This window comes from Mycobacterium sp. E2479 (assembly GCF_001667925.1).
In the GTDB taxonomy this organism is placed as follows: Bacteria; Actinomycetota; Actinomycetes; order Mycobacteriales; family Mycobacteriaceae; genus Mycobacterium.
The window spans coordinates 1-19,974 of record NZ_LZJR01000136.1; the positions used below are offsets into that span (position 1 = coordinate 1).

The 19,974-nt window shown below is 67.3% G+C and carries 21 protein-coding genes and 5 pseudogenes; 15 read left to right on the forward strand and 11 right to left on the reverse strand.

The window, feature by feature from the left end:
* Positions 1-134: 134 nt before the first annotated feature.
* Complete coding sequence (locus A5686_RS20575; protein ID WP_067938107.1) at positions 135-938, reverse strand: ParA family protein; 804 nt, start codon at positions 936-938, stop codon at positions 135-137.
* A gap of 119 nt (positions 939-1,057) precedes the next feature.
* Between A5686_RS20575 and A5686_RS20580 the strand changes: the two genes are divergently transcribed.
* The 3 genes from A5686_RS20580 (at position 1,058) to A5686_RS20590 (ending at position 3,299) form a co-directional block, all read left to right on the forward strand.
* Positions 1,058-1,669, forward strand: a complete 612-nt coding sequence (locus A5686_RS20580; RefSeq protein WP_067938109.1) for an acid phosphatase — start codon at positions 1,058-1,060, stop codon at positions 1,667-1,669.
* A 74-nt stretch (positions 1,670-1,743) separates the two neighbouring features.
* Entirely contained in the window at positions 1,744-2,820 is a 1,077-nt protein-coding gene (locus A5686_RS20585) for an isochorismate synthase MenF (RefSeq protein WP_369829732.1), read from the forward strand.
* Positions 2,817-3,299 carry a GNAT family N-acetyltransferase gene (locus A5686_RS20590; RefSeq protein WP_067938113.1) on the forward strand — a complete coding sequence of 161 codons (483 nt, stop codon included), beginning with the start codon at positions 2,817-2,819 and terminating at the stop codon, positions 3,297-3,299. Before A5686_RS20585 ends, A5686_RS20590 begins: the two co-directional genes overlap by 4 nt.
* On the opposite strand, the gene A5686_RS20595 is transcribed toward A5686_RS20590, so the two are convergent.
* Positions 3,251-3,682 (reverse strand): hypothetical protein, encoded by a 432-nt coding sequence (locus A5686_RS20595; RefSeq protein WP_067938115.1) that lies wholly within the window; start codon positions 3,680-3,682, stop codon positions 3,251-3,253. The two genes, A5686_RS20590 and A5686_RS20595, sit on opposite strands and share 49 nt — an antisense overlap.
* A gap of 257 nt (positions 3,683-3,939) precedes the next feature.
* Here A5686_RS20595 and A5686_RS20600 point away from each other — a divergent pair, with 257 nt between their 5' ends.
* Together A5686_RS20600 and whiB1 are read left to right on the forward strand one after the other, a co-directional pair.
* Complete coding sequence (locus A5686_RS20600; RefSeq protein WP_067938117.1) at positions 3,940-4,905, forward strand: diacylglycerol kinase family protein; 966 nt, start codon at positions 3,940-3,942, stop codon at positions 4,903-4,905.
* A 282-nt stretch (positions 4,906-5,187) separates the two neighbouring features.
* Complete coding sequence (whiB1, locus tag A5686_RS20605; protein WP_003874607.1) at positions 5,188-5,442, forward strand: transcriptional regulator WhiB1; 255 nt, start codon at positions 5,188-5,190, stop codon at positions 5,440-5,442.
* A gap of 72 nt (positions 5,443-5,514) precedes the next feature.
* On the opposite strand, the gene A5686_RS20610 is transcribed toward whiB1, so the two are convergent.
* The gene (locus tag A5686_RS20610; RefSeq protein WP_067938119.1) at positions 5,515-7,014 is read right to left on the reverse strand and encodes a sensor histidine kinase; all 1,500 of its coding nucleotides are present in this window, start codon (positions 7,012-7,014) and stop codon (positions 5,515-5,517) included.
* Between the two features lie 49 nt (positions 7,015-7,063).
* Positions 7,064-7,279 (reverse strand): biotin/lipoyl-binding carrier protein, encoded by a 216-nt coding sequence (locus tag A5686_RS20615; RefSeq protein ID WP_067938173.1) that lies wholly within the window; start codon positions 7,277-7,279, stop codon positions 7,064-7,066.
* Positions 7,280-7,513: 234 nt separating this feature from the next.
* Here A5686_RS20615 and A5686_RS28455 point away from each other — a divergent pair, with 234 nt between their 5' ends.
* Positions 7,514-7,588: a 50S ribosomal protein bL37 gene (locus A5686_RS28455; RefSeq protein WP_011728008.1), complete on the forward strand. Its 75-nt coding sequence runs from the start codon at positions 7,514-7,516 to the stop codon at positions 7,586-7,588.
* 6 nt (positions 7,589-7,594) lie between these two features.
* Here A5686_RS28455 and rsrA read toward each other — a convergent pair whose 3' ends face one another.
* Together rsrA and A5686_RS20630 are read right to left on the reverse strand one after the other, a co-directional pair.
* Positions 7,595-7,909 (reverse strand): mycothiol system anti-sigma-R factor, encoded by a 315-nt coding sequence (gene rsrA / locus A5686_RS20625; RefSeq protein ID WP_067938123.1) that lies wholly within the window; start codon positions 7,907-7,909, stop codon positions 7,595-7,597.
* Positions 7,906-8,568 (reverse strand): sigma-70 family RNA polymerase sigma factor, encoded by a 663-nt coding sequence (locus tag A5686_RS20630; RefSeq protein ID WP_067938125.1) that lies wholly within the window; start codon positions 8,566-8,568, stop codon positions 7,906-7,908. Before A5686_RS20630 ends, rsrA begins: the two co-directional genes overlap by 4 nt.
* 320 nt (positions 8,569-8,888) lie before the next feature.
* Here A5686_RS20630 and A5686_RS20635 point away from each other — a divergent pair, with 320 nt between their 5' ends.
* A complete protein-coding gene (locus A5686_RS20635; RefSeq protein WP_067938127.1) occupies positions 8,889-9,749 on the forward strand; it encodes an NAD(P)-dependent oxidoreductase in 861 nt (286 codons plus the stop codon).
* A gap of 83 nt (positions 9,750-9,832) precedes the next feature.
* Positions 9,833-10,278, forward strand: a pseudogene (locus tag A5686_RS28460) (YbaK/EbsC family protein).
* On the opposite strand, the pseudogene A5686_RS28050 reads toward A5686_RS28460, so the two are convergent.
* The 3 genes and pseudogenes from A5686_RS28050 to A5686_RS20650 form a co-directional block, all read right to left on the reverse strand.
* Positions 10,202-10,431: pseudogene (locus A5686_RS28050) on the reverse strand (sulfotransferase); the annotation flags it as partial. The pseudogenes A5686_RS28460 and A5686_RS28050 sit on opposite strands and share 77 nt — an antisense overlap.
* A 4-nt stretch (positions 10,432-10,435) precedes the next feature.
* Positions 10,436-11,185, reverse strand: coding sequence for an SDR family NAD(P)-dependent oxidoreductase (locus tag A5686_RS20645; protein WP_067938130.1), 750 nt, complete (start codon positions 11,183-11,185; stop codon positions 10,436-10,438).
* Positions 11,182-12,010 (reverse strand): annotated as a pseudogene (locus tag A5686_RS20650) (alkyl sulfatase dimerization domain-containing protein). Before A5686_RS20650 ends, A5686_RS20645 begins: the two are co-directional and overlap by 4 nt.
* A 62-nt stretch (positions 12,011-12,072) precedes the next feature.
* On the opposite strand from A5686_RS20650, the pseudogene A5686_RS28465 reads away from it, so the two are divergent.
* The 3 genes and pseudogenes from A5686_RS28465 to A5686_RS20660 all read left to right on the forward strand — a co-directional run.
* Positions 12,073-12,219 (forward strand): annotated as a pseudogene (locus tag A5686_RS28465) (oxidoreductase); the annotation flags it as partial.
* Positions 12,220-12,242: 23 nt separating this feature from the next.
* A pseudogene (locus tag A5686_RS20655) lies at positions 12,243-12,509 on the forward strand (TetR/AcrR family transcriptional regulator); the annotation flags it as partial.
* A 147-nt stretch (positions 12,510-12,656) separates the two neighbouring features.
* Entirely contained in the window at positions 12,657-14,060 is a 1,404-nt protein-coding gene (locus tag A5686_RS20660; RefSeq protein ID WP_067938131.1) for an HNH endonuclease signature motif containing protein, read from the forward strand.
* On the opposite strand, the gene A5686_RS20665 is transcribed toward A5686_RS20660, so the two are convergent.
* Positions 14,057-14,821 (reverse strand): SOS response-associated peptidase, encoded by a 765-nt coding sequence (locus A5686_RS20665; RefSeq protein WP_067938175.1) that lies wholly within the window; start codon positions 14,819-14,821, stop codon positions 14,057-14,059. The two genes, A5686_RS20660 and A5686_RS20665, sit on opposite strands and share 4 nt — an antisense overlap.
* Before the next feature lie 44 nt (positions 14,822-14,865).
* Between A5686_RS20665 and aroA the strand changes: the two genes are divergently transcribed.
* A complete protein-coding gene (gene aroA, locus A5686_RS20670; RefSeq protein ID WP_067938133.1) occupies positions 14,866-16,149 on the forward strand; it encodes a 3-phosphoshikimate 1-carboxyvinyltransferase in 1,284 nt (427 codons plus the stop codon).
* Complete coding sequence (gene rsgA, locus A5686_RS20675) at positions 16,146-17,141, forward strand: ribosome small subunit-dependent GTPase A (RefSeq protein ID WP_067938135.1); 996 nt, start codon at positions 16,146-16,148, stop codon at positions 17,139-17,141. Before aroA ends, rsgA begins: the two co-directional genes overlap by 4 nt.
* On the opposite strand, the gene A5686_RS20680 is transcribed toward rsgA, so the two are convergent.
* The gene (locus A5686_RS20680; protein ID WP_067938136.1) at positions 17,125-17,601 is read right to left on the reverse strand and encodes a helix-turn-helix domain-containing protein; all 477 of its coding nucleotides are present in this window, start codon (positions 17,599-17,601) and stop codon (positions 17,125-17,127) included. The genes rsgA and A5686_RS20680 overlap by 17 nt on opposite strands.
* Before the next feature lie 97 nt (positions 17,602-17,698).
* Between A5686_RS20680 and A5686_RS20685 the strand changes: the two genes are divergently transcribed.
* Positions 17,699-18,877, forward strand: coding sequence for a thiolase family protein (locus A5686_RS20685; protein WP_067938138.1), 1,179 nt, complete (start codon positions 17,699-17,701; stop codon positions 18,875-18,877).
* A gap of 8 nt (positions 18,878-18,885) precedes the next feature.
* Complete coding sequence (locus A5686_RS20690) at positions 18,886-19,974, forward strand: NmrA family NAD(P)-binding protein (RefSeq protein WP_067938140.1); 1,089 nt, start codon at positions 18,886-18,888, stop codon at positions 19,972-19,974.

Here is a 19,974-nt window from a genome sequence, read left to right on the forward strand (position 1 = left end):
CACGCCACCCTCAGCGATTCCAGCCAGGGACCAACATCCAGGCGCACTAACCATCAACCCTTTTTCAGGTCGAAGTAGCTAGACCAAATGGTGGCGACCCGCCGCGCCCGGCTCCGCCGCGCTTGCGATCGCCACTAGACCTCGACGGTGAATGTCGGCAGCGGTTTGCCGCTCTTCCAGTGCTTGAGCAACGCCGCGGCCAGATCGCCGTAGGCCACCGCGCCCTTGTTCTTGCGACCGGCCATTACCGACGACCCCGAGGCGCTGGCCTCGGCGAAACGCACGGTGCGCGGAATCGGCGGGGCCAGCACCGGCAGGTTGTACCGGTCGGCGACGTCGGCCAGGACGTCGCGGGTGTGGGTGGTGCGGGAGTCGTACAACGTCGGCAGGGCGCCGAGCATTCGCAGCTCCGGATTGGTGATCTGCTGGACGTCGGCAACGGTGCGCAGGAACTGGCCCACCCCGCGGTGCGCCAGGGTTTCGCACTGCAGCGGCACGATGACCTCGTCGGCGGCGGTCAGCCCATTGAGGGTGAGCACGCCCAGCGACGGCGGGCAGTCGATGATCACCACGTCGAATTGGCCGCCCAGTTTGGCCAAGGCGCGCTTGAGCGCGTATTCGCGGCCGGCGCGCATCAGCAGCATCGCTTCGGCGCCAGCCAGATCAATGTTGGCCGGCAGCAGCGTCATTCCCTCCGCCGTCTCGACCAGCGCGGCGTTGGGCTCGACCTCACCGAGCAGTACCTCGTGCACGGAGACCGGTAGCTTGTCCGGGTCTTGGCCCAGCGAGAAGGTCAGGCAGCCCTGCGGATCGAGGTCGACCAGCAGCACCCGTTTGTTCTCGTCCACCATCGCCGCGCCCAGCGACGCGACCGTGGTGGTCTTGGCGACACCACCCTTCTGGTTGGCCACCGCCAATACCCGCGTCCCAGCAGCCATAGGCGCTGCTCTCCCCTCTGAGTAATCGCCATGCGCTCAACACCGCCCATCCTGGCACGTTCGCTCGTTGTCCGCTGCGGCCGACGGGTCCGGCATGTCGTCCGGCAGAATCAATCGATATGGGCTTGCACAACCACCGCCTGGTGCTGCTCCGCCACGGCGAGACCGAGTGGTCGAAATCAGGCCGGCACACGGGTCGGACCGACCTGGAACTCACTGACGGCGGACGCGTCCAGGCCGAGCTGGCCGGGCGCGTTCTACGTGAACTGAACCTCGCCGACCCTTTGGTGGTCAGCAGCCCGCGTATACGTGCCCTGACAACAGCCAAGTTGGCCGGCCTCGCCGTCGACGAGGTCTCCCCCCTACTGGCCGAATGGGACTACGGATCCTACGAGGGGCTGACCACCCCGCAGATCCACGAATCGGTGCCCGACTGGCTGATCTGGACGCACGGCTGCCCCGGCGGCGAGACGGTGGCGCAGGTCAGCGACCGCGCCGATCGGGCCGTCGCCTTCGCATTGGAGCAGATGGGCTCGCGCGACGTCGTTTTCGTGGGGCACAGCCACTTCTCCCGTTCGGTGATCACCCGCTGGGTGCAGCTACCCCTGGTCGAGGGCAGCCGCTTCTGGATGCTGGCCGGCTCCGTCGCTGTGTGCGGTTTCGAGCATGGCGTGCGACAGCTCGCTGCGCTCGGATTGACCAGCCAGCCACAGGCGATCCAGCCCGGGTGAGCAGCGAAGACGACGATGCTCGCCGCGCAGCGGCGCGAGCACTCGTCGAGCATCAAAACACCGAACCGCCCTTCGTGCTGTGCGGGCCGACGGGCACCCTGATTGCCGACGGTGTGCGGCGCCGGTACGGCGAGGTGGCTGCGGCGCAGGCCGCGCTGCGCTCGGGGGAAGCACCGATTGTGTTGGGCGCGTTGCCTTTCGACGTCACCCGGCCGGCCTCGTTGTTGACGGCCGAGACGGTGAACGCGACGGATCGGCTCCCGGACTGGCCGCCCGATGGCCTACCGCCGGTACGGGTGGCCGAAGCGGTGCCGCCACCGGCGGAATACCGGGACCGGATCCGCCGGGCGTGCGAGCAGCTCGCCGCGGCCGACAATCCGCTGGACAAGGTCGTGCTGGCCCGTGCCCTGCGGTTGGTCGCCGACGCCCCGCTGGATGCCCGCGTGATCCTGCACCGCCTCATTGCCGCGGACCCGGCGGCCTACGGCTACCTGGTCGACCTGACCGCGGCCGGCGACGAGTACGCGGGCACTGCCCTGGTGGGCGCCAGCCCCGAGCTGCTGGTGGCCCTGACCGGAGATCGCGTCGAGTGCAAGCCGTTCGCCGGGTCGGCGCCGCGCGCCGCCGACCCGGAGACCGACGCCGCGAACGGCGCCGCACTGGCCGCCTCGGCCAAGAACCGCCACGAGCACCAGCTGGTTATCGAAACCATCAGGGCCGCCCTCGAGCCGCTGTGCGACGACCTGTCGATTGCCGCCGAACCGCAGCTGGGCAGCACCGCCACCGTTTGGCATCTGTGCACGCCCATCACCGCTCGACTACGTGATACATCAAGCACCGCAATCGATTTGGCACTGGCGCTGCACCCCACCCCGGCGGTCGGCGGGGTGCCGACGAAGGCCGCGATGGGGCTGATAACCGAACTGGAAGGCGACCGCGGGTTCTACGCCGGGGCGGTGGGCTGGTGTGACGCCCGTGGCGATGGACGCTGGGTGGTGTCGCTGCGCTGCGCGCAGCTGTCGACGGACCGGCGCAGCGTGCTGGCTCGGGCAGGCGGCGGCATCGTCGCCGAGTCCGACCCAGACGAGGAAGTCGCCGAGACGACAACGAAATTCGGCACGATCCTCAACGCCCTGGGAGTTGTGCAATGAGCCACCGCATCCGCCGCGCCGCGCCACAGGACGTCGCCGCGATCACCGACATGATCCGCGCGCTGGCCGAGTTCGAGCACGCCGCCGATCAGTGCACTGTGACCGAAACACAAATCGGCGCAGCACTTTTCGATGACCCGCCGAAGGTGCAAGGACACGTCGCCGAGGTCGATGGCGAGACCGCGGCGATGGCGCTGTGGTTCCTCAACTTCTCCACCTGGGACGGCGTGGCGGGCATTTATCTAGAAGATCTGTTCGTGCGACCCAATTTCCGCCGCCGGGGGCTGGCCCGCGCACTGCTGGCCGCGCTGGCCTGTGAGTGCCTGCAGCGAGGCTACACGCGGCTGTCCTGGGCGGTGCTGAACTGGAACGCCGACGCCATCACGCTCTACGAAGGCATCGGCGGGGAGCCACAGAACGAATGGACGACCTACCGGCTGTCCGGGGCGTCGCTGGCCGCGCTGGCGGAATCGCCCTGATCGCCGGCGGCCCAGCGCACCGCGCCGGGACTGAACAGCAACCCCAGCACGATCAGCGCCACCGCGCCCGTCGGGATCCCGAAGCCCGGCTGATGCGATCCGACCGCGAGGTACCACGCCACCGGCAGCAACAGTAGCTGGGTGATCACGGCCAGGCCGCGGCCCCAGCGCTTCCCGACGATCAGCGCGCGCCCCGCGGCGATCACCCCGGCGCCGACCAATACGAACCAGCCCGCCGTCGCCAGGCCGTTGACCACGTGCTGATCGGCTCCCGCGATGCCCCGCACCACCAGGACCACCGCGACGATCAACGCCGCAATCCCCTGCAGCACAACGATCAGGCCGGCGCGGCGAACGGGGGTCGGGGCGGCTGGCGGCGTCACAGCGTCAGCGTAGTAAGGGCGGCCTCCCACTCCCCGGCGGTTCCCCCACAGGGGCGCCTTAACCGCACCGCCAGACCGATTGCGGCGCTCCTCCTCACGCCGCCCTGCGGCGCGCATCGTCACACCGCCAGACCGATTGCGGCGCTCCTCCTCACGCCGCCCTGCGGCGCGCATCGTCGCACCGCCAGACCGATTGCGGCGCTCCTCCTCACGCCGCCCTGCGGCGCGCATCGTCACACCGCCTAAGCTCGTGCCTCATGCGGGCCGTGCTGATCGTCAATCCCACAGCCACATCCACCACCCCGGCCGGTCGCGACCTGCTGGCCCACGCGCTCAAAAGCCGCCTGCAGCTCACCGTCGAACACACCAACCACCGTGGTCATGGCACCGAGCTGGCGCAGAAAGCTGTCGCCGACGGCATCGATCTGGTGGTAGTGCACGGCGGCGACGGCACGGTGAGCGGGGTGGTCAACGGCCTGCTCGGCCGGCCAGGGCCACTTCCCAGCGGACCGGTCCCTGCGGTTGCCGTGGTGCCCGGCGGTTCGGCGAACGTACTGGCGCGATCCCTGGGCATCTCCGGGGATCCGGTCGCGGCCACCAATCAGCTCATCCAGTTGCTCGACGACTACCAGCGGCGCCGCATCTGGCGGCGCATCGGTCTGATCGACTGCGGCGAGCGCTGGGCAGTGTTCAACACGGGCATGGGAGTGGACGCCGAGGTGGTGGCCGCGGTCGAGGCCGAACGGAACAAGGGCGGCAAGGTTTCGGCGTGGCGCTACATCCGCGCGGCGGTGCCCGCGGTGTGGGCCTACACCCGGCGTGAACCGATGCTGACGCTCGAACTTCCCGGCCGCGAACCCATTACCGGGGTCAGCTTCGCCTTCGTTTCGAACTCCAGCCCGTGGACTTTCGCCAACGAACGGCCCGTGTGGACCAATCCGGGCTGCAGCTTCGAGTCCGGCCTGGGGGTGTTTGCGCCCACCACCATGAAGCCGATCCCCACCCTGCGGATCGTGCGGCAGATGTTCGCCAAGCGGCCCACCTTCGACTTCAAGCACCTCATCACCGAGGACGACCTGCCGTGCGTGCGAGTCACCTCGACCGGAGGTGCGGTTGCCTGCCAGTTCGACGGCGATTATCTCGGCGTGCGCGAAACCATGACGTTCAAAGCGGTCCCGGACGCGCTGGCGGTGGTGGCGCCGCCCAGTAAAAAGACGCACTGACCTGCATTAATACTGCGCCCAGCCAGCGCGAGATAAGGATATTTCGCCGAAGTAGCCCGTGCAGTGTAGTACAACGGAGTGAGGGCTTGGCTACGACTTGATCAAAGTGAGATAGCCCACGAGCGAACTAACGCTATTGACATCTGTTGAGCCTGTGAAACGATCAAAAGGTTGCATGCAGAAACTACGTAGGAGTCCGGACTCCTTTTATTCTGCACGCGTCAAACAGCCGAAGAAAATAGCCGTGCGCCTTGCTGCGCACTCAGTGAGGAGTAAAGACGTATGGATTGGCGCCACAAGGCGGTCTGTCGTGACGAAGACCCGGAGCTGTTCTTCCCGGTAGGGAACAGCGGCCCGGCGCTCGCGCAGATCGCTGACGCGAAACTGGTCTGTAATCGGTGCCCGGTGACCACAGAGTGCCTCGGCTGGGCCCTGAACACGGGCCAGGACTCGGGCGTCTGGGGCGGCATGAGCGAAGACGAGCGGCGTGCACTGAAGCGCCGCAACGCCCGGACGAAGGCCCGCAGCGGGGTATAACCCACCTAACGCAAATAGTGCGGCCTCGACGAAAGTCGGGGCCGCACATTTGCGTGCGGCTGCAGTGCGCCTTCACAGCAGCAAACGGTTCCGCCGGCCAATCGGCACCCGTAGCACCACATCGGTGCCGCGGGCGGGCGCCTGACGCATGCCCAGGGTGCCGTCCAGCTCGGCCGACACCAGGGTGCGCACAATCTGCAGCCCGAGGCTGTCGGAGGTCTCGAGGCTGAACCCCTCCGGGAGTCCGCGACCGTCGTCGTGCACCACGACGTCGAGCCAGCGGGCGGATCGCTCCGCGCGAATCGTCACCGAGCCTTCTTCGGCCGCCGGGTCGAAGGCGTGTTCGATCGCGTTCTGCACCAGTTCGGTGATCACCATGATCAGCGCGGTCGCCCGGTCGGAATCCAGCACACCCAGGTCGCCGACCCGGTTGATGCGGATCGGCCGGTCCACCGACGCCACGTCGTTCATGATCGGCAGGATCCGATCGATCACCTCGTCGAGGTTGACCTGCTCGTCCACCGACATCGACAGTGCGTCGTGCACCAACGCGATCGACGACACCCGCCGCACCGACTCGATCAGGGCCTCCCGCCCCTCCGCGTTGACGGTCCGGCGGGCCTGCAATCGCAACAGTGCCGCCACGGTTTGCAGGTTGTTCTTCACCCGGTGGTGGATCTCGCGGATGGTGGCGTCCTTGGATATCAGAGCCCGGTCGCGCCGCTTGACCTCCGTGACGTCGCGGATCAGCACCGCGGCCCCGGTGCTAGCGCCGTCGACCATCAGCGGCAGGGTACGCAGCAGCACGGTGGCTCCCCCGGCGTCGACCTCCATGCGCATGCTGCGCCCGCCGGCCACCAGATCCTGCACGTGCTCTGCGAGCTCCTGCGCCTCGAAGGGGTCGGAGATCAGCGGACGCGTGACCTCGATGAGGTTGCGCCCCTCCAGCTCGGTGGTCAGGCCCATCCGGTGGTAGGCGGACAGCGCGTTGGGACTGGCGTAGGCGACGACGCCGTCCACATCGAGGCGGATGAACCCATCGCCCGCCCGCGGGGTCGAGCGCGACATCACCACGTCCCCCACGTCCGGAAAAGTTCCCTCGCCGAGCATGCGGACCAGATCGGTGGCGCATTCCCGGTAGGCGATCTCTAGCTGACCGGACCTGCGCTCGGCGGCCAACGCGGTCTGATGATGGGTGAGCACGGCCACCACCTTGCCGCCGTAGCGCACGGGAGACGCCTCGACGTGGGTCCCGGGCAACCACGAATCTTCGTGCTCCGCAACGTCTTTCCGCTTGGCGGTGCCCGACGCGAACGTCTCGGCCACCAGGCTCAAGCGGTCGGATCCGACGGCGGTGCCCACCGCGTCGGTCTGCAGTGCCGTGGGCGCTGTGTTCGGCCGGCACTGCGCCACGCAGACCAGCACCCCGTCGTCGCGACGCACCCACATCAGGTAGTCGGCGAACGACAGGTCGGCCAGCAGCTGCCACTCCCCGACCACGGCGTGCAGGTGGTCCACCGCGTTGCCCGGCAGCATGGTGTGTTCGGCGAGCAGATCACCGAGAGTTGACATCGCTTACTCCCCGGGTCGTTCCCCGGCAACTGATCGAGGGGCCCGACGGCTAGCTGATCACCGCGATGAGGTCGCCGGCTTGAATCACGTCGCCCACCGACACGCTGACCTTGCTGACTGTGCCGCCGACTTCGGCCAGGACGGGGATCTCCATTTTCATCGACTCCAGCAGCACGATGGTGTCGCCTTTGCCGATCTGGTCGCCCTCGTTCACAACGACTTCGAGCACGCTGGCCACGATCTCGGCACGCACATCCTCCGCCATCTTCACCCCACTCGTCTCGGACTTCGCGCACGCTGGCTGCTGGTCATCACGGTTCAATCAGGACCATCAGGCTCGGATACATCGAACCACAGGGCTCGTCGCGGCCGCGGCGCACGGGCCGGGATGGGTCCCCACGAGGGCGAAGACACTGCATGTGACGTCGCGTGCGAGAATGGCGATCAGGCCAACGGGCGCCGGGCGCCTGGTTTGACAGCAATCACGGAGGTTTTCACCATGGCCAAACGAGGCCGTAAGAAGCGCGACCGCAAGCACAGCAAGGCGAACCACGGCAAGCGGCCCAACGCCTGACGGACGCTACTGCGTACCCCGGATGATCGTGGTGCGCCGGATCTCGACCCGTAGCCGCTCGCGCAACCCCTCGGGGGCCTTCTCACCCCTGCATTTAGTGGCGATCAACGCCTTGATCCGTTCCTCGAGCCCGTAGTGCTTGAAGCAGCCGGGGCACGCCTCGAGGTGCCGGCGCAGCTGCTCGCGGGTCTCCGGGCCGCATTCACCGTCGAGCAACAGCCAGACCTGGCGGATGACCTCCGCGCAACCGACGCTGCCGTGCGACTCGTCGTTAGGGCAGGCGTCGGGCGAGGAACCGCCCTGGCCGGAAAACTCGCTCATGACGACACCTCCTCGTGCGTCTGCTGACCGCGGTTGAAGCCCCGCTCCTTGGCAACGTCGGCCAACAGGGCACGTAGCTGCCGTCGGCCGCGGTGCAGCCGTGACATTACCGTTCCAATCGGCGTATCCATGATCTCGGCGATTTCCTTATACGGAAAGCCTTCGACGTCGGCGTAATAGACCGCCATCCGGAATTCCTCCGGCAAAGCCGCCAACGCCTCTTTGATCTCCGAGTCCGGCAGCGCCTCTAGGGCCTCGACCTCTGCCGAACGTAGCCCGGTAGACGAATGCTCGGCGTTAGAGGCCAACTGCCAGTCGGTGATCTCCTCGGTCGGATACTCCGCGGGCTGGCGCTGCTTCTTGCGGTAGCTGTTGATGTACGTGTTGGTCAGGATCCGGTACAGCCAGGCCTTGAGATTGGTGCCGGCCCGGAATGAGCGGAATCCCGCATAGGCCTTGACCATGGTTTCTTGCAGCAGGTCTTCGGCGTCGGCGGGATTGCGCGTCATGCGCAGCGCACCGCCGTAAAGCTGGTCCAGCAGGGGAATCGCATCGCGCTCGAATCGCGCCGTTAATTCCGCGTCCGTCTCTTCGTGCGCCGCGGGCCCGGAAATCTCGGGCCCCGTCGCGCCATCGCTGCCACTCAAAGCATCGGCCATGTCGATTAACCTGGTCCCTTCTGCGGCGGTGTCGGAGAGCACCGAAAGTGCCGCCAGACTCGCAAGGAAGCCAGCCAACCGCTCCTCGCCTAACAGGCTCGTCGCCGTTGACACCACGCTGCTCCTCCCAATCTAAAGCCTGACCCCGACATTGTTCGCCCGGGTCCTCTCCACCACATGTGAGACCGATTGGGTCAACGCCGTGCGCGACCTCGCTATTTCCGCGCTATCTCGGCCGCGCGATTCGGCCGCGTACCGGCCCCGGCCGCCCGGATCGGACCCCCATCGGTGCGATTTGGGCGTGGCGTTAGTGTGACGCCATGTCCCACGCCACGTCGCTCCAAGGCAAGACCATGTTCATCTCCGGGGCCAGCCGCGGTATCGGCCTGGCGATCGCCAAGCGCGCCGCACAAGACGGTGCCAACATCGCGTTGATCGCCAAGACGGCCGAGCCGCACCCGAAGCTGCCGGGAACCGTATTCACGGCCGCCGAAGAACTCGAAGAGGCCGGTGGCCAGGCCTTGCCGATCGTCGGCGACGTCCGCGACCCGGATTCGGTGGCCGCTGCCGTGGCCAAGACCGTCGAGCAGTTCGGCGGCATCGACATCTGCGTCAACAACGCGTCCGCGATCAACCTGGGGTCCATCCTCGAGGTCCCGATGAAGCGATTCGACCTCATGAACGGCATTCAGGTGCGTGGCACGTACGCGGTGTCCCAAGCGTGCCTGCCCCACATGAAGGGCCGGGAGAACCCGCACATCCTCACGCTGTCCCCGCCGGTGCTGCTGGGCCAGGAGTGGCTGAAGCCAACGGCGTACATGATGGCCAAGTTCGGTATGACGTTGTGCGCCTTGGGTATCGCGCAGGAGATGCGCGAGGAGGGCATCGCGTCCAATACATTGTGGCCGCGCACGCTGGTGGCGACGGCCGCAGTGCAGAACCTGCTCGGCGGCGACGAGGCCATGGGACGCGCCCGCAAGCCGGAGGTCTACTCCGACGCGGCCTACGTCATCCTCAACAAGCCGGCCAAGGAATTCACCGGCAACATGCTGCTGTGCGAGGACGTGCTGGTGGACGCGGGCGTCACCGACCTGTCGGTCTACAATTGCGTTCCCGGCTCGAAGCTGGGCGTCGACTTCTGGGTCGATGGCGTCAACCCGCCCGGGTATTCGGGCCCCTGACCCGTCGTGTTCGCAAGCGCGGCGGAGCCGGGCGCAGGGGCCACGACCATCGAAAGAATCCCGCAAGCGCCGCCACACCGGGCATCGCCGCGCTGGTGAAAGCCGTTGTGCCGCATGAGGTCCTGACCTTCGATCGACGCGAACAGTCGTTCGGCGCGGAGGCGGTCAAAGCGCTCACCGAGGGCGCCGGCATCGAGCCCGGACAGATCTTCAAGACGCTGATCATCGCGGTCCCCGACTCAGTGGCGGTCGCGATCGTGCCGGCGACCGCGCGGCTCTCGCTGAAGGCGGCCGCCGCGGCGCTCGGAGTCGCGAAGGCCCTTATGGCCGAAGCCCCGGTCGCCGAGCGGAGCAACGGGTTACGTGGTCGGTGCGTGCGGTGTCGCCCTTCGGTCGGCCCAGCAGGCTGCCGACGGTCGTCGATTCCAGCGCGCTGGCGTGGGACCGGGTGTGTACCCGTGCACCTGCATGCGCCGCCCCAGCGCGTTGGTGGCGTCGTCGAGGACTCGTTCACGGCCGAACGGGGTGAAGATTGGCGAGGTGTTGACCTCGTTTCGAGGATGAGCTGCAATCCCTCCCGCCATGAGTCGGAGTCGATTTCGGTGCGGCCGGTGCGTTGAGCCGCCAGCCTGAAGACGTCGTCGGCGGTGGCGAGGTTGTCGAAATCGTTGCGGTCGCTCATCGCGCTAGACCGTCAGGTATCCGCCGTCGACGGCGATGGTGCTGCCGGTGATGTACGAGGCGGCGTCGGTACACAAGAACAGCGCCGCGCCGGCGCAGTCCTGGGGAGTACCGGGCCTGCCCAACGGGGTGTGGAATCCGATCTCGACGTCCATCACCTCGGGAATTCCCATGGCCGGACGCGTCATTCGGGTGTCGATGAACCCGGGCGCGATCGCGTTGACCCGGATCCCGTCGTCGGCCCAGCGGCGGGACAGGTTCATGGTCAGGGCGACCAGTCCCATCTTCGATGAGGCGTAGCCCGGGACGAAGACCGCCGAGCGGAAGGCGGACATCGAGACCACGCTGACGACGCTCGCGCCGCCCGGCGCCTGGCTGGACTTGAGGCGCTCATGACAGCGCATGGTCAGCCGCATGGGCCCGAGCATGTTCTGCGTCACCGACGCGACGTAGCCCTCCGGGTCGTATTCGTCGCCGGCGGGATAGGGGCCGCCCGCGTTGTTGATCAGGATGTCCAGGTCACCCATCGAATCCGCCAGGGCGTCAACCGATTCAGGATCCTGGATCTGACACTGGCGGTAGGTGAACGCGCCCAGCTCGGTTTCGGGATAGTCCGCGACCGAACCGCGGGTGCCGGTCACCGTGACGGCGGCCCCCGCGCCGGCGAAGGCGGCGGCGACCGCGTTGCCGATGCCGCTGGTGCCGCCGGTCACCAGCACGTGGGCGCCGGTGAAATCGAAGGTGACGGTGTTCATTCGGTCGTCCTCAATTCATTGATCGACTTGGTGAGCCAGGCCTTCTCCCAGAAGTTGTCGGTGCCGGCCAAGGGTCCTCGTGCGCCTCGGCGGCCAGGTGAGCCCGGGCCGCGTGTACCAGTGCGCCGGCGCCGGCGGCGCTCACCACGTCGGCGGCAACCGAATCCGCCGGCACGCCATACAGTTCGGTGGTGGAGTGATGCCGGAACCAGCCTGTGTACATTTCCCAAATGGCCCGCACGTTCCAGGAGGTCTTGCCGTAACCCTCGCCGATGTCAAGGTGCTCGGGCACTTTGACATCGCGCATGGCCGGGTGGATGTCGGCGCCGGAATTCATCAATTCGGCGGTCCGGTCGTGCACTGCATGCATTGCGTCGCGCATCGCGGTGACCTCTTCGGCGATACGATCGGCGCCCTCGATGGGATCGAGGTGGCGCGTGATCAGCTGCCGGGGTCCATATTCCAGCACCGTGCTCAGCGACTCGATGTAAAGGATCGGATCACGATACCGATCCCCCGCGGGTGCATCACCACTTGGGTGCCCTCGTGACGCAGCGAGTTCACCCCGCCCCAGTGATCGGCGTGTCCTTGGGTGACGATGATGGCTCAAGCGGGACCGGCCACGTCGCCAAAAGCCTTGCGGTGCAAGGGCCCTTCGAAGACCAGTCCGGTGTTGACGATCACCCGCCCGTCATCGGTGGCGACCGCGTAGGAGTTGGAGACGCCTGGCGACATCCAGACGCCGTCGCCCAGGGGCTGCGCGGGTGTGCCCGTCGCCGCCGAGAGGTCACCTACTCCAGGACGCTCCCGATGAAAGCCTGCCATGACTGGCGATCCTCTTCAGTTCTAGAGGTTAAGTCAACATTTTCGATGCGGAGGGGGCGCTCATGGGACTGCGCGGTCTGGCTGAGAAGGTGGCGATCATCGCTGGCGGCACAACCGGCCTCGGGGCGGCCGCAGCCACCCGCCTAGGCGAGCAGGGCTGCCGGGTGGTGGTCGGTGACGTCGCCGTCGACGCCGCGCAGCAGACTGCCGCGCTCAAGCGCATCCGCGGGCCGCCGCACGCGATCCCGGTCTGGCCGAAACGTCGCAGGTGTTCGTCGCCCGGATCAACGGCATGGCCCGCGATGCCATCGCCCACCTGCAACCGGAGACCGAAAATCCCACGCTGCTGGCCGCGCAGAGCACCGCCGTCACCACGTTCATCGTCGGCGTCTTCACCCGACTGGCCGCCGGAGACCGCGACGTCGGGGACGCCGAGCAACTCGGCCGCCTGCTGGAAGCCGTGGCCAAAGCCGTCTCAAAGGGAGCTGAGCGCGCGTAGCATCCGATGGAGTCGGGTGGCCGCTGAACCGCAAAGACTAGCCCCATTTCGCATACGGAAAACGCATAATGAAATCACTTGTGCCACTGTGGGTTCAGGAGTCGCCGGCCGGCGCTTTTTGTCGGTGGGCTCCGATAGTTTCGCTGTATGAGTTCGGGCGGCATCATCGATCGGGACGCGATCACGGCGGCCTTCGATGCCCTCGATGACGCGCTGGACGGCGTAGGGAACCTGACTTTCGACGCGTTGGCCCCGCGGGAGTGCCTGGCTCTCTTGGAGCGCTGCGAGAAGGTGCGCCGACGGCTGCCGGCCGCCGAACATCAATTGATCAATCACGTTGCACGCCAAGCGACCCCGGCCGAACTCGGCGGCAAGCTGTCCCACGCGCTGGCCGAACGGGTCCTGATCAGCCGCGCCGAAGCCTCGCGGCGCATCAAAGAAGCCGCCGACCTGGGACCCCGCCACGGACTGACCGGCGAGCCGATTGCGCCGGCACTGGCGAGCACCGCCGCGGCGCAGCGCGAGGGCACACTGGGAGCCGGGCAGGTCGCCGTGATCCGCCGCTTCTGGCATCACCTGCCCGGCTGGGTGGACCAGCTCACCCGGGAGCGCGCCGAAGCCGACTTGGCCAAGCAAGGCAGTCACTATCGGCCCGAGCAGCTGGCCGGGCTGGCCGACACGCTGACCGATTGCCTCAACCCCGACGGTACGTTCAGCGACGAGGACCGAGCCCGCCGCCGCGGCTTGGCTTTCGGCCACCAGGAAGCCGACGGCATGTCCGCGATTCGCGGATGGCTGACGCCGGAATTGCGCGCCACTCTGGAAGCCGTGCTGGCCAAGCTGGCCGCACCAGGCATGTGCAATCCCCTCGATGAGACGCCGTGCGTGGACGGCACACCCACCCAGGACGCCATCGACCGCGACCCGCGATCAGCCGGGCAACGCAACCATGACGGCCTCAACGCAGGACTGCGCGCACTGCTTGCCTCCGGAAAGTTGGGTCAGCACAACGGCTTGCCGGCCTCGATCGTCGTCACCACCACACTCAATGAGCTCGAAGCCGCCGCCGGCAGGGGACTGACCGGCGGCGGCACGATACTGCCGATGAGCGATGTGATCCGCCTGGCTCGCCACGCCCGTCATTACCTGGCCGTCTTCGACAAGGGCAAGGCGCTGGCGTTATATCACACCAAACGGCTCGCCTCACCCGGGCAGCGAATTGTGTTGTACGCCAAGGATCGCGGCTGCTCGGCACCGGGCTGCGACGTGAAAGGCTACTACTGCGAAGTGCATCACGTCACCGACTGGTCCAAGTGTCATACCACCGATGTCAACGACTTGACCTTCGCATGTGGACCTCAGCACCGTCTCCTACGCCCCGGGGGCTGGACCACCCGCAAGAATGCCAAAGGTGATACCGAATGGATCCCGCCCCCGCACTTGGACCGAGGCCGACCGCGCATCAATACCTTCCATCACCCCGAGAAACTCCTTCGCGATGGCGACGACGAGGAGGACGGAAGCGCGGAGGCGGCACGACCACCGTGCTAAAGAAGCGTCGTCTGCTCGGGCTGCGGCTCGGCCGCCTCGAGTAACTGCGGGCCATTGTTGCGGACGTTGTTGACCAACGTCGACACCTCGCGCATCCGGATCGCGCGCACATCGGGCGTGCGAGCCAGCAGGTCCTCGTCGATCGGGGCGTCCGGGTCCAACCACCGGTCCCAGTCCCGCTCGGGCATCACCAGCGGCATCCGATCGTGAATCTGGGCCAGTTCCCCCGGTGCATCGGTGGTGATGATCGTGCAACTCAACAGCGGCGAAGCGTCCTTGGCCGGTTTCCAGACCGACCACAGGCCCGCCATGAACAGCGGCTCTCCGTCCTCGGAGAACATGAAGAACGGCGTCTTACGGGTCTTCCTGCCGGCCGCATCGTCGGAGTTGACCCGCCATTCGTAGTAGCCGTCCATTGGGATCAGGCAGCGCTTGGACTTGGCGCTGGCCCGGAAGGCGGGCGACGTGGTGACCTTGTCCGCACGGGCGTTGATCAGCATCGGGCCCTTGGTGTCGGGCGCGCCATCGGAACCGGCCTTGGCCCACGGCGGCACCAAACCCCAGCGCATCAGCCGCACCCGCCGTGTCGGCTGGTCGTCGGGCTCGGAATGCCGGCTCACGACGGTCGCGATGGTCGAGGTCGGGGCCACGTTGTAGTTGGGCGCGGTGGAGCCCGGGTGGGCGCCGGTGGCCTCGTCGATCGCCTTGATCTTTTCGGCCAGCAAGGCCGGATCGGTCGTTACCGCGAACCGTCCACACATGCATTCCATGGTGGCAGAAACCGGCGACACGCAATGATGGAGCGATGAGTACCTGGACGGCCCCCTTGGCCTCGCAGCCCGTGCGGGCGACCGTGACCGTTCCGGGTTCGAAGTCGCAGACCAACCGGGCGCTGGTGCTCGCAGGGCTGGCGGCAGCCCAAGATCAGGGCACCCCGACCATCAGCGGGGCGCTGCGCAGCCGGGACACCGACCTGATGATCGGGGCGCTGCGCACCCTTGGCTTGCGGGTGGACGGTGACGAGACGGAGCTGACCGTGAGCGGTCGCGTCGCACCCGAGCAGCCGGCGCAAGTCGACTGCGGCCTGGCCGGCACGGTACTGCGGTTCGTGCCGCCGCTGGCGGCGCTGGCCGAGTCGGCGGTGGAGTTCGACGGCGACGAGCAGGCACGGGCACGGCCCATCGCGCCACTGCTGAACGCGCTGCGCGGGCTCGGCGTCCGGATCGACGGCTCCGGTCTCCCGTTCCGGGTGCTGGGCGCCGGTTCGATCACCGGCGGCACCGTGGAACTCGACGCCTCGGCCTCCTCGCAATTCGTTTCCGGGTTGCTGTTGTGCGCCGCCTCCTTCGACGAAGGAGTGACCGTGCGGCATACCGGCGCAGCGTTGCCGTCGGCGCCCCACATCGCCATGACGGTGGTGATGTTGCGTCAGGCGGGCGTCGACGTCGACGACTCCGTGCCCAACCGCTGGACGGTGCGCCCGGGGCCGGTCGCGGCGCGGCATTGGGAGGTCGAGCCGGACCTCACGAACGCCGTTCCGTTCCTGGCGGCGGCGGTGGTCAGCGGCGGCACCGTGCGTATCACCGGCTGGCCGGCCGACAGCGTGCAGCCCGCCGAGAACATCCTGTCGGTGTTGGGCAAGCTGAACACCGTTGTCACGCAGACCGATTCGTATCTGGAGTTGCGCGGGTCCGGGGAGTACGGCGGTTTCGACGTCGACCTTCGCGACGTCGGCGAGCTGACACCGTCGGTGGCCGCCCTGGCGGCGCTGGCGACGCCCGGATCGGTGTCGCGCCTCACCGGCATCGCTCACCTGCGGGGGCACGAGACCGATCGGCTCGCCGCACTGAGCGCCGAGATCAATCGCCTGGGCGGCGATTGCGCGGAAACGTCCGACGGCCTGGTGATCACCGCGACTTCGCTGCGCTCCGGGGTGTGGCACGCATATGCCGACCACCGGATGGCGATGGCTGGCGCGATCGTCGGGCTGCGGGTGGACGGCGTCGAAGTGAACGACATCGGAGCCACCAGCAAGACGCTGCCGGACTTCCCGCGGCTGTGGGCCCGCATGCTGGAGCACGGCATGTGAGGCCAGGCGACTACGACGAGTCCGACGTCAAGGTCCGCTCCGGCCGGGGCTCGCGACCGCGGACCAAGACTCGCCCCGAGCACGCCGACGCGGAGGCCGCGATGGTGGTCAGCGTCGACCGGGGCCGGTGGGGATGCGTGCTGGGCGGCGACGTCGATCGCAGGGTCACTGCCATGCGTGCCCGCGAACTGGGCCGCACTCCGATCGTCGTGGGTGACGACGTCGACGTGGTCGGCGATCTATCCGGGCGACCCGACACGTTGGCCCGCATCGTGCGCCGCGGCCAACGCCGAACGGTGTTGCGGCGCACCGCCGATGACACCGATCCGACCGAACGGGTTGTGGTCGCCAACGCGGATCAGCTGCTGATCGTGGTGGCGCTGGCCGACCCCCCACCCCGTACCGGCCTGGTGGACCGGACGCTGATCGCCGCCTATGCCGGCGGCCTCACGCCCATCCTGTGCCTGACGAAGACCGACCTCGCCCCGCCGGAGCCGTTCGCGGAGCAGTTCGTCGACCTGGACCTGACGGTGGTCACCGCGGGCCGCGACGATCCCCTGCTCGCCGTGGCGGACCTGCTCGCGGGCAAGATCACGGTGCTGCTCGGGCATTCCGGCGTCGGCAAGTCCACCTTGGTCAACCGCCTGGTGCCCGACGCGGACCGCGCCGTCGGCGACGTGACCGGCATGGGCCGGGGACGGCACACCTCGACGCAGTCGGTGGCGCTGCCGTTGACGGAGCCGCTGGGCACCACCGGGTGGGTGATCGATACGCCGGGCATCCGATCCTTCGGGCTCGCGCACATCCGGCCCGACGACGTCATGATGGCGTTTTCCGACCTGGCCGAGGCTATTGCGGATTGCCCGCGCGGCTGCGGGCACATGGGGCCGCCCGCCGACCCCGAGTGCGCCCTGGACACACTGACCGGCCCCGCCGTGCGCCGCGTCGCCGCGGCGCGCCGGCTGCTGGCCGCGCTCAACCAGACTGCTTAGCCAGTCGCATACCGAGTTCGTCGGGTGGCACCAGATGGCCTTCGGTGCAACGGATTTCGACGCCCGCCTCGGCGCCGCAGGCCAGGTGGATCAGCCGCAACCGATTGCGGCCCGGCAGGTGACGCCTCCCCCACTCGAACATCGCCCACACCACCGGCATGAAATCGATGCCGGCATCGGTGAGCACGTATTCGTCACGGCTGCGCTGTCCGGGCTCCCGATAGGGTTGTCGCCGCAGCAACCCCAGCCCGACCAGTTCGCTCAGCCGCGCCGAGGTGGCGGCCTTGGTGATGCCCACCCGTCGGGCGAAGTCGTCGAATCGGGTGGTGCCGTAGTAGGCCTCGCGCATGATCAGCATCGCGGATTTGGTTCCGACGACCGCCATGGTCTTCTCGATCGCGCACTCGCCCACCGCCGACCAGGCATCGCGATCGGCCAGCGGTCCTTGCAGCAGTGTCATCTAAATCACCTCCGCAGCTGGGTTGCTTTAAGCATACCGAGGTGTTTATCTGGGTATAGAGATCTATACCTAGATCGATCGGGCTCGAGGAGGAGTCATGAACCAGGTCCACGACGCCGTCATCGTCGGAGCCGTCCGCACCCCCATCGGCAAGGGCAAGGCCAGTGGCGCGCTGCACGACGTGCTGCCGGCAGATCTGCTGGCCCACAGCCTGCGCGAGTTGGTGGCGCGCACCGGCGTCGATCCGGCGCAAGTCGACGATGTCATCGCCGGGGCCGTCACCCAGGTCGGCGACCAGGCGGCCAACATCGCGCGCAATGCCCTGCTGGGCGCGGGGTTCCCCGAGTCGGTCCCCGGCGTCACGATCGACCGCCAATGCGGCAGCAGCCAACAGGCCATCAGCTTCGCCGCCCAAGGCGTGATCGCCGGTGCTTACGACCTGGTCATCGCCGGTGGCGTGGAGTCGATGAGCCGCGTGCCGATGGGCACCCAGGTGTTGCCGGGCAGCAACCCGATGGGCGAGGACATGACACGGCGCTACCCCGACGGGCTGGTGCCGCAGGGCATCAGCGCCGAACTGATCGCCGCGAAATGGGGCTTCTCGCGCGCCCAGCTCGACGAGTTCTCCGCGGGAAGCCACGAGAAGGCCGCCCGCGCCACCAAGGAAGGCCTGTTCGACAACGAGCTCATTCCGGTCGCCGGGCTGGCCACCGACGAGATCATCCGCCCGGGCACCACGGTCGAGACGCTGGCCGGGTTGCAACCGGCGTTCTACAGCGACGCGGCCAAAGCCCGCTTCCCGCAGATCAACTGGGAGATCACACCCGGCAATTCGTCGCCGCTGTCCGACGGCAGTGCGGCGCTGCTGATCACCAGTAGCGAGGTCGCCCGGAAGCTGGGGTTGCGTCCGCTGGCGCGAATCCACACCACCACCGTGGTGGGCTCCGACCCGCTGTACATGTTGACCGGTGTCATTCCGGCCACCGAGAAGGTGTTACGGCGCGCCGGGTTGACGCTCGCCGACATCGATCTGTTCGAGGTGAACGAGGCGTTCGCGCCCGTCGTGCTCGCATGGGCGAAAGACACCGGCGCGGATCTGACCAAGACCAACGTCAACGGCGGGGCGATCGCGATCGGTCACCCGTTGGGCGCCAGCGGTGCTCGCATCATGACCACGCTGGTCAACGCGCTGGAACAGCGCGGCGGTCGGTATGGGCTGCAGACGATGTGTGAGGGCGGCGGCATGGCCAACGCCACCATCATCGAGCGGCTGTGAGCCGGCCAATGTCGACCCACACCACCTCGAACATCTTCGTTGTCGGCGGCACCGGAGCCCAGGGCATGCCCGTCATCGGCGCGCTCGTCGCCGACAAGAAGTATTCGGTTCGGTTCCTCACCCGTGATGTCGGCGGCCGGCGAGCCAGGGAACTGCTTGAACTGGAAAACGTCTCCGCCGTCGAGGGATCCTTCGCTGACGAAGCCACGCTGCGTGAGGGATTCCGCAGTTGCGATGGAGCATTCGTCAACATCGACGGGTTCAACGCGGGCGAGAAGAGCGAGACCTACTGGGCGCTCCGCAGTTACGAAATCGCCATCGAAGAAAAAGTGAGGTTCTTCGTGTACGGGAACCTCGACTACGGGCTGAAGAAGGCGGGATACGACTCTCGGTTCCGCGCCGGTCACTACGACGGTAAGGGCCGCGTTGGCGAGTGGATTCTGTTCCAAAATCAAGTGAATCGCGATCGGATGGGCGCGGCCCTGTTCACCTCGGGTCCCTACATCGAGATGGTGATCTCGCCGGGTACGCCGATGACCCCCACCGTGGAGAACGGCGTCCTGACGTGGCGTGTTCCACTCGGCGACGGGGCGGTGCCGCACGTGTCGCTCGAGGACTGCGGTTTCTATGTGCGTTGGCTTTTCGACCATCCCGAGCGCGCGAACGGCATGGACCTCGAGGTCGCTGTCGACGATGTCGCCTACGCCGATCTCGCCGCCGCGTTCGAGAAGGTTACCGGGCATCCGGCGCGGTACGTCGACACCGACCTGGACACGTACTGGCGAGACGGCCCACTGAGCGTCATCGCCGACGCGCCCGCGGGATACAACGCTGACCGGAAAGACAAGAGCACCATGAACGTACGCGACAACTTCACCGGCTTCTGGAATCTCTGGAAATACCGTGTGGTCAAACGGGATTATGCGCTGCTCGATGAGATCCACCCGAACCGGATCAGGAATGCCGAGGAGTGGTTCAGGCGTCAAGATCAAATTGCCAGGGAGCTGGGTGGGGGCGGCCTTTGGGAGCGGATCCAGCCGGAGAATCGGACCCCGATACTCAAGATCGGCGAGGACCAGCGGCTAGGGAAGCTGTAG